Here is a 16,903-nt window from a genome sequence, read left to right on the forward strand (position 1 = left end):
GAACACTGATCATAATGAAACCAAAGATTTTCGCTCAGGCCTTAGCAATGGCCTTTTTTCTATTCTTCGTATCCCTAAATGCTCAAAGACGTTCCAAAGCTACAGTTGCTGATCCCTTTCCGGAAGACCTGTACTCGAGTTTGGAATACCGTCTTGTAGGGCCATTCAGAGGAGGAAGATCCGCCGCAGTGACCGGCGTACCCGGACAACCCAATCTTTTCTATTTTGGAGCTACCGGAGGTGGGGTTTGGAAGACTACAGATGGAGGAAGAACCTGGGAGAATATTTCAGATGGTTTCTTTGGAGGTAGTATCGGGGCAGTAGAAGTTGCTAAAAGTGATCCCAATGTAATTTACGTTGGGGGAGGAGAAAAGACCCTGAGAGGGAATGTTTCCTCTGGCTATGGAGTTTGGAAATCAGTTGATGCGGGTAAAACCTGGAATTCGATAGGTCTTAAGAATAGCAGGCACGTGCCCAGAATCCGTATTCATCCTGACAATCCGGATATTCTTTACGCTGCAGTACTGGGAGATATATATAAGCCTTCCCGTGATAGAGGAGTCTACAAAAGTGAAGATGGGGGTGCCACCTGGAGAAAGACACTATTTGTCAATGATCAGGCCGGGGCAGTTGATCTTATTCTAGATCCCACGAACCCAAGAATTATTTATGCGTCAACATGGCGCGCCCAAAGGACACCTTATAGCCTGAGTAGCGGTGGTGATGGCTCTGCCTTGTGGAAGAGTACAGACAGTGGGGAAAACTGGACAGAGATTTCAAAAAACGAAGGTTTTCCTAAAGATACCCTTGGAATCATCGGGGTCGCTGTTTCTCCTGTAAATCCCGACAGGGTCTGGGCCATTGTGGAAAACAAAGACAAGGGTGGACTTTACAGGTCTGAAGATGGTGGAAAAAAATGGAGCCAGGTGAATTCTGAACGAAAACTGCGTCAGCGTGCCTGGTACTACACCCGGGTGTATGCAGATACCGAGAATGAAGACATGGTCTATGTCCTCAATGTACGTTATCACAAATCTACAGATGGAGGGAAAAGCTTTAATACCTTTAATGCCCCCCACGGAGATCACCACGATCTCTGGATCGCCCCTGAAAATCCAAAAAGAATGATCATAGGAGATGATGGTGGCGCACAGATATCTTATGATGGCGGACTTACATGGAGTACATACTACAATCAGCCTACCGCTCAATTCTACAGGGTTACCACGGATAATGCCTTCCCTTATCGGATTTATGCGGCTCAACAAGACAATTCCACGATTCGAATCAACCACAGGAGTTCAGGTAGAACCATTGGTGAAGATGATTGGGAATCAACGGCAGGCGGAGAATCAGCCCATATTGCGGTTGATCCAACAAATAATGATATCGTATACGGAGGCAGTTACGGAGGATTCCTTACAAGGGTCAACCACGATGCCAACACAGTGAGGGGGATCAATGTCTGGCCTGATAATCCAATGGGGTATGGGGCAGAAGGCATGAAGTACCGATTTCAATGGAATTTTCCCATCATTTTCAGCAAACACGATCCTAAAAAACTTTACACTTTTTCTAATCATGTGCATTTAAGCACCAATGAAGGGCAATCATGGGAACTCCTCAGCGGAGATCTTACACGTAATGATCCGGATAAACTGGTTTCCAGCGGAGGACCTATCACCCAGGACAATACGGGAGTAGAATACTATTGCACCATTTTTTCGGCCAATGAAAGTCCGCTTAAAGAAGGACTATTATGGGTAGGAAGTGATGATGGCCTTATCCACTTTTCAAAAGACGGCGGAGCAAACTGGGAGAATGTAACTCCAACGAATATGCCGGAATGGTCTATGGTAAACAGCATAGAACCCTCGGCTTTTGATGAAGGGACCTGTTATGTAGCCGCGACCCGTTATAAACTTGGCGATTTTCAACCTTATTTATACAAAACCACTGACTATGGGAAGAGTTGGCAAAAGATCACCAATGGAATTGATAATGAGCATTTTACCAGGGTTGTCAGAGAAGATCCTAAAAGGAAAGGCTTGTTATATGCGGGTACTGAAACGGGGATGTACATTTCTTTTAACGACGGAGGTAGCTGGAAACCCTTCCAACTCAATTTGCCTATCGTGCCCATAACCGATCTCGCTGTTAAAGAAAATAACCTTATAGTAGCCACACAGGGAAGAAGTCTGTGGATCATTGATGACCTCACTGTGCTGCATCAGTTGAATGAAGGCAAAAATTCCGATAATACTATTTTATATAAGCCAAAGGATTCGTACAGGACCAAAGGTGGGACTAGCAGGAGTCCTTCCAAAACAGCTGGTCAAAATCATCCTAATGGGGTGATCACTCATTTTTATATAAAGGATCTGTCAGAGAAGGACAGTGTAGCACTAACCTACACCACTATGTCTGGGGACACCCTGGCAAGTTTTAGTTCCTTTGCTAAGGAAAATGATAAAAAACTCAAAGCTAAAACCGGAGGCAACACACATGTCTGGGATACCAGAGGAAAAGGAGCACAGGATTTTAAAGGAATGATCTTTTGGTGGGCCAGCCTTAACGGGCCAAAAGCTGTTCCTGGTTCTTATCAGGTGCACCTGACAGTCAGCGGCAACACTAAGACACAGGCGTTTAACATTCTTCCTGATCCCAGAGCTGAAGCTACAGTGGCTGATATGCAGAAACAGTACGATTTCATTTCGGACATCAATAGCACCGTAGACAAAGCCCATGGTTCCATTAAAAAAATCAGGAAGATCACTGAACAACTGGATGCATTTATGGCACAATACAAAGGGAATGACGCAACTAAAGAACTTGTTGAGAAGGCTTCGAAGATGAAGGCCGATTTTGCTGAGGTGGAAAAAGCACTCTATCAGACTCAGAACAGAAGCGGTCAGGACCCCTTGAATTTCCCAATTAAACTCACCAACAAACTGGCTCACTTAAACAGCCTGGTTTCTATAGACGATTTCCATCCTACAGATCAGGACATAGCTGTTAAAAATCAACTTACAACTGAAATTGAAAAACAACTGAGTCAGTTCAATACTTTGGTGAGCGATGAGATCAAGGCCTTTAACGAAGCCTTTAATACCATGCAATTAAACTACCTATTTATTGAGGAATAGAATTCTTTCTAAAAGGCCCATAGCACTGCTAATGGGCCTTTAATTTTCTCTATCGTGTACGAATACAGTTTTATAACCCCCACAACAAGATGAAATCACATATCATTTGCTTCTTTTTAGTATTGATTACTGCAGGACTGACTGCGCAAACAGCAGAATCCTATTTCCAGACTCTGAAGTACCGGAATATTGGACCTTTCAGGGGAGGTCGATCAGTTTCTGCAACGGGGGTCATAGGTGACCCGCTAACTTATTATATGGGAACAACGGGAGGTGGTTTATGGAAAACGACTGATGCCGGAGCCAGGTGGGATAATATTTCTGATGGTTATTTTGAGATGGGTTCTGTTGGGGCTGTGGCTGTGTCTCCATCAAACCCCAATATTCTGTATTGTGGAATGGGAGAACACGCCGTTAGGGGAGTTATGACCTCATATGGAGATGGGATCTACAAATCGACGGATGCAGGAAAAACATGGTCAAAAACAGGTCTGGAACAAACGCAGCATATCGCACGTATTGTTATTCACCCTACCAATCCTGATATCGTTTATGTGGCTGCCCAGGGAGCTTTATACGGCCCAAACAAGGAAAGGGGGATATACAGGAGTACAGACGGGGGAAAATCATGGAAGAATATACTATTCGTAAATGAACTCACAGGATGCAACGAACTTTCAATGGTATCATCCACTCCGGAAGTGCTCTATGCCAGTATGTGGCATCATCAGAGAAAACCTGAAATTGTGATCAGTGGAGGGGAAGGGAGTGGACTCTACAAATCCACTGACGGAGGTGACTCCTGGCATAAAATTCATAATGGATTACCTGAAGAAAAAGGTAAGATGGCTATTGCTGTTAGTCAGGCCAATCCGGATAAAGTCTACGCTTTAATTGAAAGCGATTCGGATAAGGATCTGGGTGGACTTTTCGTATCTGCCAACGCAGGTGCATCCTGGAATATGGTCAGTGGAGATAACAGACTGGTGCAGCGCGCCTGGTATTATATCGAAGTATTTCCAGACCCAAATAATGAAAACGTGGTGTACGTGATGAGTGCTCAGGCGTTGCGATCTATCGATGGCGGAAAAACCTGGGAGGAGATCACTGGCACTCATGGTGATTATCACGATTTGTGGATTAATCCGGCGGATTCAAAGAATATGGTTATAGCCAATGATGGTGGTGCTGCCATTTCTTTCGACACTGGAAAATCCTGGACTACCCAGGATATTATGCCAACTGCCCAGTTTTATCGAATCAATACCGATCGCCTGTTTCCTTATAATATTTATGGAGGGCAACAAGACAACTCTTCGGTGCGGATTCCACATCTTTCCCTTTCCAGTGGAGGTATTAGTGAAGAAGACTGGACCAGCTCGGCAGGCGGCGAAAGTGCATTTTTGGCATTTGACCCGGAGAATCCACGATATGTTATGGGGGGCAGCTATTTAGGGTATATAGACCTTCTGGATACGGAGACCAAATCGCGTACTAAGGTGCTGGCGGCTCCTATTCAGTATCTCGGAATGGCAGCAAGGGATATGAAGTACCTTTTTAACTGGAACGCACCCATCATTCGTTCACAACACGAGCCCAACACTTTTTTCCATTGTGCCCAAATGGTACTCAGAACAAGGGATATGGGTCTTAGCTGGGAAGAGGTCTCGCCTGATCTTACAAGGAATATGGATGAAAAACAGGGAAAAGGAGGCGGACCCTATACGGTTGAAGCCGTTGGTGCCGAGAATTACGGCACCATTTCCTATATGATCGAATCTCCCGATGAAGAAGGTGTTTACTGGACAGGCAGTGACGATGGTCTTGTTCATATCACAAGGGATGGGGGAAATACCTGGCAAAATGTTACTCCGAAGGGATTAAAGGAATGTCTCATTAATGCTATTGAGGTGTCTCCTCATAGTCGGGGGACAGCATATATCGCAACAACCCGATACAAATTCAACGACTATACACCGGGCTTGTATAAAACAGAGAATTATGGGAAAACATGGACCAACATCAGTTCGGGAATTCCTTATGGCTCCTTTACCAGGGTTGTAAGAGAAGATGCAGACAGGAAAGGCCTCTTATACGCAGGCACCGAAAAAGGGATGTATATCTCCTGGAACGATGGTTCGTCCTGGGAACCGTTTCAGCTAAATCTGCCCAAAACGCCCATAACAGACCTGAAGGTACATCAGGGAGATCTGGTGGTGGCTACATCTGGTCGATCCTTCTGGATCCTGGATGATCTTGCCCTTCTTGCGCAATACAAATCTAGTACTTCACTGATAAAAATTTATCAGCCGGAAGATGCACTAAATGCCTCATGGGGGAGTCCTCTGAACGGCAATACAAAATCATTCAAAGGATCTCAACCTTTCGAAGGAGTGAATCCTGCCAACGGAATGGTAATCTATTATGATTTACCTACTGTAGATAAGAACATTCCTTTAAAAATGGAAATCAGGAATTCCAATGGGAAACTCATACGATCGTTTAGTTCGGTAAAAGACTCTACTTACCAGGAACACAATGGAGGAGGTCCTCCGCCTAAGCCGGTTTTGTCATATGATCAGGGTCTGAACAGATTTGTATGGGATTTGAACTATCCGATTTTGGAGGGGATACCAGGGGTCTATATGGAAGCGGGTTTCAGAGGACATAAGGCGCCACCGGGAAATTATGAGATTAAACTGACTATGGGGGGTGAATCGGTTGTCACTTCGGGGAACATCCTTTCTACTCCCGGCTTTGATGTGACTCCCGCACAGTATGAAGAATTCGATTCCTTTATGACAGAAATGGAAGGCAAGCTCAACGAGATGCATCGTATGGTGAACCGGCTTTATAAAGTGCAAGAACAACTCAGGGACTTGTTACCCTCTCTGGAGGGGCCGATAAGAAAATCGGGCCAGGAGTTGCTTAATGAGCTTAAATCCTGGGATGAGGACATGGTACAGCGAAAATCACAGGCGTATGACGATGTGGAAAATTTTCCCAATAAATTTACCGCAGAATATATTTTCCTGATCGACCAGAGCAATAGTGTAATTCCAAAGATCAACCAGGGCTCCAGGGCTCGTAAAAAAGAACTTGATTTACAATGGAATGTACTCAAAAAAAGAGGTCAACAACTCTCTAATCAAGCTATTCCCGAGTACAATAAAGTTTTATGGGACGCCGGTATTGGGGCGATACAATTGAATTGATTATGGGGGAATACTACAATTATATTAAAGCACTGCATCTCATTTTTGTAGTCACCTGGTTTGCAGGTTTATTCTATATTCCAAGGCTATTTGTCTACCATATTGAAGCCCAGGAGAAACCGGAACCCGATCGTCATATCTTAACTGAGCAATTAAAGCTAATGACCAAAAGATTATGGTATATCATTACCTGGCCTTCGGCTATATTATGTACCCTTTTTGCCGTCTGGTTACTTATCCTGATGCCGGGGTGGATAAGTCAGGCATGGATGCATGTTAAACTGCTTTTTGTTGTTTTGCTATTCGCTTATCACTTTAAAACGCATCTTATGTTTCTGCAGTTGCAAAGGGATGAAGTAAGGTATACTTCAAATTTTATGAGAATTTGGAATGAAGGAGCAACCCTGGTCCTCTTCGCGGTTACCTTTCTTGTAATTCTCAAAAGTGCATTTAACTGGATCTACGGAGTTGTTGGTATTTTTGTTCTGGTCATTTTACTTATGCTGGGGATAAGGCTCTACAAAAGGATCCGTGATAAAAACCCCAATGCCTGATCTTTTTTCACGGGCTGGAGGTAAAATAAGCTTGGAATCAACCTGCTACGTTTTGTATGCTTTCATGCAGCTCAATTTTTGGACTGATTATTGCTATCTTTAGTAGCAAATTATAACGCATTGTTCAAGAAGTTCTCCCTTCGATCCAGGATTTTTGTCACCATGATATTTTTAGTCTTGATTGCTTCGGTGCTTATCGCCGGAGTAACAATCTATCAATACAGGGAGCAGTCCAGGGATTACCATCAGGAAAGACTGGAACGGAAAGAAGAACAGGTAAAACAAAGCATTACTTATACCTTACAGGAAACAACTTATCCCGTTATTACTGAAAATCTAGGCCTGATTTTCAAAGATGAAATTTACCGCATTGCTGATGTACAGAATGTAAATTTCAATATTTACGATCTGGAAGGGCAATTGATTAAAAGCTCCAGGCCCAAATTCTATAACGATTCTATTTCACTTTGTTTGGATGCAGAAGTTCTCAACGCACTGAAAGCAAGCCCGAATAAGCGCCTGGTTGAGGATAATTTAGCTGCCGGGAGTAAGTACCAGGCATCGTACACTTATATTACAGACCCAAAATTTAAACCGATAGGTATTTTAAATTTGCCTTATTATGAAGACAATTCCTTTAATAGCATGGAATTGCGTGAGTTCCTATTCAGACTTGGCGGAGTATACCTTGTCATGTTTTTTATTGCTATTATTCTGGCCTACTTTATTTCGAAATACATAACCCGCTCGCTTGAAACTGTTTCTGAGAAATTGCACAAGACCAACCTTACAAAACGCAATGAAAAGATTTATGTAAAAAACCCTAGTGAAGAAATCAATAAACTCATTGATTCCTACAATAGCATGATTGATCAGTTAGAACAAAGTGCGGCCAAATTAGCGCGAAGTGAACGGGAACAGGCATGGAGGGAAATGGCCAAGCAGGTAGCACATGAGATTAAAAATCCTCTTACGCCATTGCGCCTAACCGTCCAGAGCTTTCAGCGAAAATTTGATCCCTCTCAACCGGATGCCAAAACAAAAATTGAGGAGTTTTCCAAGACCCTTATACAGCAAATCGACACCATGAGTAGTATAGCAGCTGCTTTTTCCAATTTCGCGGAGATGCCTGCCCAGCAGAATGAGACCCTGAATGTAGTGTCAACGGTAAAACTAGCTCTGGATATATTCAATGAGAATTACATCCATTTTATCTCTGAAGAAGAAAAAATAATTGCGAAATTAGACCGGACTCAATTGATAAGGGTGGTTACCAACCTGGTGAAGAATGCCATCCAGGCAGTGCCGGATGTTGAATCGCCCCGAATCCTGGTTTCCGTTACTTCGGATGGAGATTATGTTAAGATCGCGGTGGCTGATAATGGTGTAGGGATCTCAGATGAAGTAAAAGAAAAGGTTTTTGAACCCAAATTTACAACCAAATCCAGTGGAATGGGTCTTGGATTGGGGATGGTAAAAAATATTGTAGAAACGTATAAGGGAACCATTTCACTCACGTCACAACCGGGCAAGGGCTCTGTTTTTACAGTGAGGTTTCCAAAGGCAATTCATAAAACAGAGATATGAGCTATAATAATATTCTCGTTGATATAGAAGACAACACTGCTGTTGTAACAATCAACCGGCCTAAAAAGTTAAATGCACTTAATACTGCAACTATCAAAGAACTCCACCTTGCATTTAAGGCGCTTGAAAAAGACAAAAAAGCAAGGGTTATTATCCTTACAGGTGCCGGGGAGAAGGCATTTGTCGCCGGGGCAGATATTTCGGAATTTTCCCATTTTAATACCAAACAGGGAGGTCAGCTGGCTGCTCAGGGACAGGAATTGTTATTCGACTTTATCGAGAATCTTTCGAAGCCGGTAATTGCCGCAATTAACGGTTTTGCTCTGGGAGGCGGACTTGAACTTGCCATGTCATGTCATTTCAGAATAGCCAGCCACAATGCAAGGATGGGACTGCCTGAAGTGTCATTGGGCGTTATTCCCGGATATGGGGGAACGCAGCGACTTCCACAACTAATTGGGAAAGGCAGGGCAATGGAAATGATCATGACCGGAGGGATGATTGATGTGGAACGAGCTATAGAATTTGGGCTTGTAAACCACATTGCCTCTTTAGAAGAACTGATTGACTATTGTAAAGACATTGCTAAAAAGATCGCAAAAAACTCCCCAATGGCGATCAGGCAGGCAATAAAAGCGATAAATGCGGGTTTTAAGAATGAAGTTCACGGTTTTGATGTGGAAATCGAAGCCTTTGGACAATGTTTTGGTACCGATGATTTTAAGGAAGGTACCTCAGCATTTCTGGAAAAAAGAAAAGCTTCTTTTCCGGGATCCTGAGAGAATTCATTCAAATAAAACCATATGCAAAAACGAATCCTGCTTATCGGACTGCTTTGTGTGGGATGGCTTGTAGGGGCACAAGAATTCCCCGTTGATTATACCTTTGGAGAAAAATATAACGATCGGTACAAGTATTCTAACCTCCTGACCATTGAAGATGATGGGCAGGGCGGGACACTTTTGGTAAGAGCCTATTATTCAGGGATGATTATCAAACCGAAAGGTTTTATAATCGAGCATTACGATGAAAATCTACAGTTAAAATCGGAATACAATTACAAGTTAAAAGGTTCCGAATTCGTCAACGGCTATTTCAGAAACGGACAATTATATTTGCTTTTTCTGGATTATAACTACGAGAAAGAAGAATACGAATACTGGGTTCATAGGAGTCCGGTTGACCCCTTTTCCTTTACGAAGGAAAAACTTTTATCATTCCGTTCTGCCCCGGTAAAGAATCCACTCGACAAAAATTATTACAACAGAAAATTTAATTCAGGCTTTACAACAACAGTTTTGTTTCCGGAGGATAAGAGTTCTTTTGTGATTAGCACACATTATAAAAAAGGTAAGGACAACCGTCACGATATCTACCTTTTTACCTCAGGGCTCAAACAAGCTTTGTATCAGGACTTTTCATCTGAAGTTGAAGAGAAAAATTACGCCTTTGAGCGTGTTGCGGTTTCCAGGGATCTAGATCAGGTCTACATTATTGGGAAGGCCTATTTTAAAAAACGCCGTTTTACGGCTCTGGAACGTAAATTTCAATACGAACTTATTAAGCTTAACAAATCAGGGATATCCACTCAGAATTTTGATTCAACCGGAAAATATTCAGAATCCCTAACGCCCATCCTCCATAAGGGAGAACTGATCTGCGTAGGCTTCTATGCTAATCGTAAGGACAATCGATATAACGGTCTTTCCTATTTCAAGGTCGACCTCATTTCATTACAGGTAAAATCTTCGAAGTACAATCCTTTCTCAGAACAATTTATGTTTGATAAGTTTGGACAGGAATACGATAAGGAAATAAAGAACCTCGTCTTTAAAAATGTGGTAGTTACCCCTGATAACTCAATTCTTTTTAATGCAGAGGAGTATTTTGTAACACAAAGTGTCCAGGCAAATTCAAGTGGCGGAAGGCTGAGAGTAGAACGCTTTCACCACAACGATATAGTAAGTGCCAAAATAGATGACCAGGGTAATATGGTCTGGGCAAGGAATATCAACAAGTCGGAAGTAACCCAGGGTGACGGATCCTATGCTTCCTATAGTTCCCTTACTAAAAATGGCAGGACCTATTTCTTCATCAGTACGGCTGCAGAGAACCCTCAGTTATTGAATAATGAACGGATCATCTTTAAACAGGGTCTGAGCAGGAATCGAAATGTTTTCGTTATCCAACTTGATGAACAAGGGAAGATGAGCTATGAAAAAATCATCGATTCGAAGGACGCACGGCTTCCTCTGATGGTTTCAAATCCCCTGAAAAACGATCTGAAAGGCAAGGTTCTCTTCTATGCGAAAAGAGGCACCAAAAAACAGTTGGTAAATGTTGCCATAGACTAAAACATCTTTATATTATTGGAATAAATCCATATATTTGGATAATATCCAATATAAATGAGTTCCAAACATCTTAAAGGCAGGGGTGCGCAACATAATTCCCATAATAAGTTTGAAGCACTGCATTCCGAATGGCGAGACGATTTCCTAGAATACTGTCTTAAGGAAGGGGAGTTGGCAGATAACAATAAGACAGCATACCTCCCTATATTCCCGAAAACCATAGTCAATAAAGTCACAAGTCCGGATGTCGGAATGTCCTACTCCATGAATCCCTACCAGGGATGTGAACATGGCTGTATTTATTGCTATGCGCGAAATACACATGAATATTGGGGCTACAGTGCCGGTCTCGATTTCGAAAGAAAAATACTGATAAAGGAAAATGCTCCTGCCTTGCTTGAATCAAAACTGAAAAGCAATACCTGGAAGGCAAAAACGATTGTTCTTTCGGGAAATACGGATTGCTATCAGCCTGCGGAAAAGAAATACAGAATTACCAGAGCTTGTTTAGAAGTCTTTTTAAAATACAGGCATCCGGTGGGGATTATAACAAAAAATGCCCTCTTACTGCGAGATCTCGATTTGCTCATTCAATTGAACAAATACGGTCTTATCGGGGTACATATTTCGGTTACTTCACTTTCCGAGGATACAAGGCGACTATTAGAACCCAGGACGGCGACATTGTCGAGACGTCTTAAAACCATCCGGGTATTGTCTGAAAATATGATACCCGTCAATGCAATGCTGGCACCTCTGATCCCCGGGATAAATAGTCATGAATTAATGTCTCTGGCTAAAACCGTTTCGGAATGCGGGGCACGTTCTTTTGTATATACGGTTGTACGTTTAAACGGGGCCATCGGAATTCTTTTTTCTGATTGGATCAGGAGGACCATGCCTGATAAGGCCGAAAAAGTACTCAATCAGATCAGAAGTTGTCACGGGGGTAGCCTAAACGATAGCAGGTTTGGTATCCGTAACAGAGGTGAAGGTCCTCTGGCAAAGAACCTGAAGAATGTGGCCCGAATTGCTAAACAAAAGTATTTTAAGGAAAAGAATTTCCCGGAATTAAATACAGCCTTGCATGAACAATACAAAGAAGGACAGCTGAAGCTATTTTAACTCCCAGCCTTTGCGATAAGATCCCCTGACCCACTCGTTGGCCTTCTCAAAATTCGTCACCTTCATAGCATCACCGTCCCACATGATCTTTCTCCTGCCCGGATACGAGTACGGGTCCCAGTCACCCAATTGTTTACCCTCTTTTAATTCTTTATACTGAAAGGCTTTGATCGCCAGATTTCCCATAAGTACGGCTTCAGTAAGGGGACCTGAACGATCGAAACTGGAAGATGTTTCACTACCAAGCAGACAACCTTCAACCCAATTTCGCTGATGCCCTCCTGTACTGCCCTCAACTCTGGCTAAGCTAGGCGGAGGTGGAGAAAAAAGCCCCATCATTTCAGATGGTAGCAATCGGGCATTTCGCGAATAAACATCACAGACGAGGATACCCTTTGTTCCGTAAAAAACAGTTCCTCCGCCAGTATCACCAATCGACTCTTCATCTTTTAGTTCATCAGGAAGATCCGGCATAATGCCTCCGTCGTACCAGTTGAGGTCTATTTTACCATGATTAGGGGCATTAAACTTAAGTCGGACTATAGAGGAAGCAGGACAGGAAGCACTATAGTCGGCTTCCACAAAATCTCCAACCCAATTGGTGGTACAACTCGCTTCGGCCTCTGTAGGATAACCGAGATCGAGTACACCGAAAGGTGTTTCCATGATATGGCATCCCATATCACCCAATGCCCCGGTACCAAAGTCCCACCAGCCACGCCATTTAAAAGGCAGATAGGCATTGTTATAATCTCTTTTTGCAGCTGGCCCCAGCCACAAGTCCCAATCAAGGCCATCGGGAATTTCATCCTTACCCTTTGGCAGCGGTAAGCCTTGAGGCCATACAGGACGGTTTGTCCAACAATCTACCCGCTCTACCGTACCTATAACTCCCGAATTTATCCACTCTTTTGCCTGTCTGCTGCCATCACTCGATGCTCCCTGGTTTCCCATCTGTGTAACAATGCCATTTTCACGAGCGACGCGTGTCATCATTCGTGCTTCGGCAATATTATGGGTGAGTGGTTTTTCTACGTAAGCATGTTTTTTAGCCCGCATAAATGGTAAGGCAATGGTAGCATGTGTATGGTCGGGTGTGGCAACCATAATTGCATCCATATCCTTGAGCTGCTTATCATAGACCTTGCGAAAATCTTTGTAACGTTTTACATCCGGAAAGAATTCATAGGTTTGAGCTGCTCTCCTCTCATCTACATCACAAAAAGATACAAATTTCACCTTTCCGGTTTCCTGTAATCCTCTTATGACCCCAGAACCTCTTCCTCCAACGCCGAAGGCGCCCACGTACAAGGTGTCGCTGGGCGGAACATGTTGTTTTCCGAGTACATAACTGGGAACTATAGAAAAAACAGCCGAAGATGCCGTTACATTTTTTATAAATTTTCGTCTTTGCATGAATTTTTCGTTTTAAAATACATCGGAAGATACAAAAAAACGCAGGCAATAAAATAATCTGAACAGCCTACTCTGAAGGATAACACTATTGGGATAGGATCCGACCTGTTTTACCTATCTCCATTCCATTCTGCATAGAACTGCTCCAGAAAATTAAGTAGGAAGTCGTGTCGTTGTGCTGCAATTCTTTTTCCAGTTTCAGTATTCATTTTGTCTTTGAGCAACAAAAGTTTTTCGTAGAAATGATTGATGGTAGGACTCTCCGAATTTTTATAAGTCGATTTATTCATATTCAGATTCGGGGGAATATCAGGATCATAGAGCTTTCTATTCTTAAAGCCTCCATAGTGGAATGCTCTCGCAATCCCTATTGCTCCCAGAGCATCCAGGCGGTCTGCATCCTGGACTACCTGAAGTTCCAGAGGGTGCCTGGTATTGTTTTTCTTCCCAATGTTGTTTTTAAAAGAGATATGTTCAATAATATAGCATACCTGCTCTATTGTTTTCTCTTCGATTTCCAAGGAACTGAGAAATTCCCTTGCCAACCGGGGTCCTACAGTTTCGTCTCCCTTATGGAATTTAGAATCGGCGATATCGTGAAGCAGCGCCCCCAAACTCACAACAAGAACATCAACTTTTTCATCTTTAGATATCAGAAGGGCATTCTTAAATACCCTTTGAGTATGAAACCAGTCGTGACCGGCCTCTGCATCAAGTAGTGTTTCCTTAACAAAATCAATAGTTGCCTCTACAAGTTCTGTATTGGTCATTCGCTAATCCTGATATCACTGGTAATTACTTCTTCGGCTTTGGCTATTAGAACATCTGGATCTCCGGTATTTTGTATTGGGGGATGGACTTTGAAGATCAAATGCGACCCAATTCCGTAGGGGAACTTCCCGTAACGAAGCATTTTCCATGAGTTGTTAATACTGATGGGCACTATAAGAGCCGACGGCGCTTGTTTCATAAGCACTTTAAGGCCAGTGGGTTGAAATTTTTTAGGATGTCCTGTTCGGCTACGGGTACCTTCCGGAAAGATCACGGCGCTTCTCTTATGTTTTTCAATGTATTTGCCCAGTTTTGCAATAGCCATCAATGCCTGTTTGCTATCTTTCCGGTCAATCAGAGCAGATCCCCCATGCCTGAGGTTATATGAAACACTAGGAATACCTTTTCCCAATTCAATTTTACTGACAAATTTGGGGTGATACTTTCTCATATACCAGATTATAGGTGGGATATCGTTCATACTCTGGTGATTGGAAACAATGATCAGGGGTATGCCATCAGGGATGTCCTCATTATTTATAAAGGTGTACCGGGTTCCAAGCAGGTAGGTACACAACATCAATACGAGATTGAGATAGCTCACACTTTTTTGATGGGCATGGTAGCCAAACCAGTTAAAGCATATCCACTGGACGGGATGGAATACAAGCAGGCTAATTCCAAAAACAAGGAAGTACAGAGTTGTTAATGGGTAAGCCAAGAGTTTTCGCATAGCACAAAAATAAAAAAACCGCACCTGGTATAGTGCGGTTCAAAAATTAAATCTGAATTGATCTAACAAAATTCATTATAAGCTTCTGTAAGATTCTCTGCTATCATTTCTGCAGGTCTGCCTTCAATATGATGTCTTTCAATCATGTGAACCAGTTCACCATCCTTAAACAAGGCCATACTGGGAGACGAAGGAGGGAAAGGGACCATCAGGTTTCTCGCTGCATCAACTGCTTCAGTGTCTACTCCGGCGAATACTGTGATCAGATGGTCGGGTTTTTTATCATTCCTAAGGCTTAATTTCGCCGCAGGTCTCGCATTGGCCGCTGCACATCCGCAAACGGAGTTTACGACAACCAGGGTAGTTCCATCTTTATCAATCGCCTTTTTAACGGCTTCTGCTGTATATAATTCTTCAAAACCTGCTGATGACAGGTCTTCTCTCATAGGTTTTACTAATTCTGCGGGATACATAGTCTTTATTTTTTATTGGCCACAAAGATAGGGAAAGTGGGGAAATTATAAGCCAAAGCTTTCTTAAGACTGCCGAAGTTATTTGCTGTTAAACCCTATCTTTGCCAAAATTTTTTTTAGCATGATTCGTTGGATCGCAGCTATATTAGGTTATTTTTTATTTCGCCTTCCGGGTGCCATTATTGGATTTCTGGTAGGAAGCTTTATGGATAATTTGGGCTCAGGTCCCAGGGCGAGGTCGATCTTTGAGGACTTTTCCCGCCAAAAAGTTAGTCCGGCCGATTTTGAAATTAACCTCCTCTCTCTGTGTTCAATTGTCATTAAGGCCGACGGACAGGTTAGTCAGCGTGAACTAGACTACGTACGTCAGTATTTTCTCAGCACTTATGGAAAAGAGAAAGCTAATGCAATTTTCAGAACTTTTAATGAAGTAATCAAAAAGCGCGAGATTTCGGCTCAAAGGATCTGTACATTTCTCAACCAGAGGACACGATATGAAGTTCGCCTTCAGCTGCTTCATTTCTTATTTGGTATCGCCAGGTCTGATGGGTCAATCAAGCCACTTGAGATTGACAAGATCCGGGAAATTGCAGGCTATCTGAGAATTGGAAAGTCAGACTACGAAAGTATAAAGGCCATGTTTGTTAAAATGGCAGACAACGCCTATAAAATATTGGAGATCGACAAAACCGCTTCTGATGATGAGGTAAAAAAAGCCTACAGGACGATGGCGAAAAAGTACCATCCAGACAGGGTAAATACAGAAAATGAGGCCATCAAAAAAGGTGCTGAGGAAAAGTTCAAGGAGGTACAGAAGGCTTATGAGCAAATTCAGTCCGAAAGGGGGATGTAACATCTGAAAGCATGTATATTTTTTGGTTTTATATAAAATTGGGACTGGGGCATGTGCTGGACTTGTCTGCCTACGACCATATTTTATTTCTGATGGCCCTGATAATTCCTTTTACCTTCAGAATGTGGAAACAAATTCTGACCCTGGTAACCGTATTTACCCTTGCGCATTGTTTGTCACTGGCCTTATCGGTCTATAAGGTAGTTGAAGTTGAGGCAGCCTGGATCGAATTTCTGATACCGGTAACTATTGTTGTTACTGCACTATTTAACCTGAGGGATAGTTTGAAGAAACGCAATAAGCTGAGTTTTCAACTTCAGGTAATAGCAACCGGATTTTTCGGGCTTATCCACGGCTTTGGATTTTCTAATTACTTTAATATGCTCATGGCCGGGGAAGAGGAAAAGTTAAGTCCGTTACTCGGATTTGCTACAGGAATCGAAATTTCGCAGTTGATTGTAATATTGATGGTTTTGATCGTAGCGGCTATATTGGAAATAGGATTGAAGTTGCCCAGGAAGTATTTTGTTATCGGTACGACTGCAATAGTCATTTTAATTACAATCCCCATGATATTAGATACCTGGCCGGGCTAAGGATCTGTAAAAACGCACCTTATCGGTTTTAATTAAATATTAACCATAATTGGTTGTTGAACTCTTTTAAAGCCGGTATC

Annotated in this window: 13 protein-coding genes; 9 read left to right on the forward strand and 4 right to left on the reverse strand. The window is 42.7% G+C overall.

Going from position 1 to position 16,903, the window contains the following annotated elements; all coding sequences use genetic code 11:
• Window positions 1-47: 47 nt before the first annotated feature.
• The 7 genes from ACA086_RS02680 to ACA086_RS02710 all read left to right on the forward strand — a co-directional run bounded on the left by ACA086_RS02680 (window position 48) and on the right by ACA086_RS02710 (window position 11,981).
• Window positions 48-3,146, forward strand: coding sequence for a WD40/YVTN/BNR-like repeat-containing protein (locus ACA086_RS02680; RefSeq protein WP_371001960.1), 3,099 nt, complete (start codon window positions 48-50; stop codon window positions 3,144-3,146).
• An 89-nt stretch (window positions 3,147-3,235) separates the two neighbouring features.
• Window positions 3,236-6,361 (forward strand): glycosyl hydrolase, encoded by a 3,126-nt coding sequence (locus ACA086_RS02685; RefSeq protein ID WP_371001790.1) that lies wholly within the window; start codon window positions 3,236-3,238, stop codon window positions 6,359-6,361.
• 2 nt (window positions 6,362-6,363) lie between these two features.
• Window positions 6,364-6,915: a CopD family protein gene (locus ACA086_RS02690; RefSeq protein WP_371001961.1), complete on the forward strand. Its 552-nt coding sequence runs from the start codon at window positions 6,364-6,366 to the stop codon at window positions 6,913-6,915.
• Window positions 6,916-7,077: 162 nt separating this feature from the next.
• Window positions 7,078-8,502 (forward strand): ATP-binding protein, encoded by a 1,425-nt coding sequence (locus ACA086_RS02695; RefSeq protein WP_371001792.1) that lies wholly within the window; start codon window positions 7,078-7,080, stop codon window positions 8,500-8,502.
• The gene (locus ACA086_RS02700) at window positions 8,499-9,281 is read left to right on the forward strand and encodes an enoyl-CoA hydratase/isomerase family protein (protein WP_371001794.1); all 783 of its coding nucleotides are present in this window, start codon (window positions 8,499-8,501) and stop codon (window positions 9,279-9,281) included. The genes ACA086_RS02695 and ACA086_RS02700 overlap by 4 nt, the downstream gene beginning before the upstream one ends.
• Before the next feature lie 24 nt (window positions 9,282-9,305).
• On the forward strand, window positions 9,306-10,856 hold the full coding sequence (locus ACA086_RS02705; protein ID WP_371001796.1) for a hypothetical protein: 1,551 nt from the start codon (window positions 9,306-9,308) through the stop codon (window positions 10,854-10,856).
• A 54-nt stretch (window positions 10,857-10,910) separates the two neighbouring features.
• Window positions 10,911-11,981 carry a PA0069 family radical SAM protein gene (locus ACA086_RS02710; RefSeq protein WP_371001797.1) on the forward strand — a complete coding sequence of 357 codons (1,071 nt, stop codon included), beginning with the start codon at window positions 10,911-10,913 and terminating at the stop codon, window positions 11,979-11,981.
• Here ACA086_RS02710 and ACA086_RS02715 read toward each other — a convergent pair.
• The 4 genes from ACA086_RS02715 to ACA086_RS02730 form a co-directional block, all read right to left on the reverse strand.
• Entirely contained in the window at window positions 11,973-13,397 is a 1,425-nt protein-coding gene (locus tag ACA086_RS02715; RefSeq protein ID WP_371001798.1) for a Gfo/Idh/MocA family protein, read from the reverse strand. The two genes, ACA086_RS02710 and ACA086_RS02715, sit on opposite strands and share 9 nt — an antisense overlap.
• 110 nt (window positions 13,398-13,507) lie before the next feature.
• On the reverse strand, window positions 13,508-14,167 hold the full coding sequence (locus ACA086_RS02720) for an HD domain-containing protein (protein WP_371001799.1): 660 nt from the start codon (window positions 14,165-14,167) through the stop codon (window positions 13,508-13,510).
• Window positions 14,164-14,901 carry a lysophospholipid acyltransferase family protein gene (locus tag ACA086_RS02725; protein WP_371001800.1) on the reverse strand — a complete coding sequence of 246 codons (738 nt, stop codon included), beginning with the start codon at window positions 14,899-14,901 and terminating at the stop codon, window positions 14,164-14,166. The genes ACA086_RS02720 and ACA086_RS02725 overlap by 4 nt, the downstream gene beginning before the upstream one ends.
• A 62-nt stretch (window positions 14,902-14,963) precedes the next feature.
• Window positions 14,964-15,374, reverse strand: coding sequence for a BrxA/BrxB family bacilliredoxin (locus ACA086_RS02730; protein WP_371001802.1), 411 nt, complete (start codon window positions 15,372-15,374; stop codon window positions 14,964-14,966).
• 121 nt (window positions 15,375-15,495) lie between these two features.
• Here ACA086_RS02730 and ACA086_RS02735 point away from each other — a divergent pair, with 121 nt between their 5' ends.
• Window positions 15,496-16,227, forward strand: a complete 732-nt coding sequence (locus ACA086_RS02735) for a TerB family tellurite resistance protein (protein WP_371001803.1) — start codon at window positions 15,496-15,498, stop codon at window positions 16,225-16,227.
• 11 nt (window positions 16,228-16,238) lie between these two features.
• Window positions 16,239-16,823, forward strand: coding sequence for a HupE/UreJ family protein (locus ACA086_RS02740; RefSeq protein ID WP_371001804.1), 585 nt, complete (start codon window positions 16,239-16,241; stop codon window positions 16,821-16,823).
• The last annotated feature ends 80 nt before the right edge of the window (window positions 16,824-16,903 follow it).

The organism is Muriicola sp. E247, from assembly GCF_041358175.1.
Taxonomy (GTDB): Bacteria; Bacteroidota; Bacteroidia; order Flavobacteriales; family Flavobacteriaceae; genus Muriicola.

Bases quoted from the DNA above. Each gene is read 5' to 3' on its own strand.
- ACA086_RS02715 (WP_371001798.1), bottom strand. From the start codon at position 13,397: ATGCAAAGACGAAAATTTATAAAAAATGTAACGGCATCTTCGGCTGTT.
- ACA086_RS02705 (WP_371001796.1), top strand. From the start codon at position 9,306: ATGCAAAAACGAATCCTGCTTATCGGACTGCTTTGTGTGGGATGGCTT.
- ACA086_RS02740 (WP_371001804.1), top strand. From the start codon at position 16,239: ATGTATATTTTTTGGTTTTATATAAAATTGGGACTGGGGCATGTGCTG.
- ACA086_RS02680 (WP_371001960.1), top strand. From the start codon at position 48: ATGGCCTTTTTTCTATTCTTCGTATCCCTAAATGCTCAAAGACGTTCC.
- ACA086_RS02730 (WP_371001802.1), bottom strand. From the start codon at position 15,374: ATGTATCCCGCAGAATTAGTAAAACCTATGAGAGAAGACCTGTCATCA.
- ACA086_RS02700 (WP_371001794.1), top strand. From the start codon at position 8,499: ATGAGCTATAATAATATTCTCGTTGATATAGAAGACAACACTGCTGTT.
- ACA086_RS02685 (WP_371001790.1), top strand. From the start codon at position 3,236: ATGAAATCACATATCATTTGCTTCTTTTTAGTATTGATTACTGCAGGA.
- ACA086_RS02690 (WP_371001961.1), top strand. From the start codon at position 6,364: ATGGGGGAATACTACAATTATATTAAAGCACTGCATCTCATTTTTGTA.
- ACA086_RS02695 (WP_371001792.1), top strand. From the start codon at position 7,078: ATGATATTTTTAGTCTTGATTGCTTCGGTGCTTATCGCCGGAGTAACA.
- ACA086_RS02710 (WP_371001797.1), top strand. From the start codon at position 10,911: ATGAGTTCCAAACATCTTAAAGGCAGGGGTGCGCAACATAATTCCCAT.
- ACA086_RS02720 (WP_371001799.1), bottom strand. From the start codon at position 14,167: ATGACCAATACAGAACTTGTAGAGGCAACTATTGATTTTGTTAAGGAA.
- ACA086_RS02725 (WP_371001800.1), bottom strand. From the start codon at position 14,901: ATGCGAAAACTCTTGGCTTACCCATTAACAACTCTGTACTTCCTTGTT.
- ACA086_RS02735 (WP_371001803.1), top strand. From the start codon at position 15,496: ATGATTCGTTGGATCGCAGCTATATTAGGTTATTTTTTATTTCGCCTT.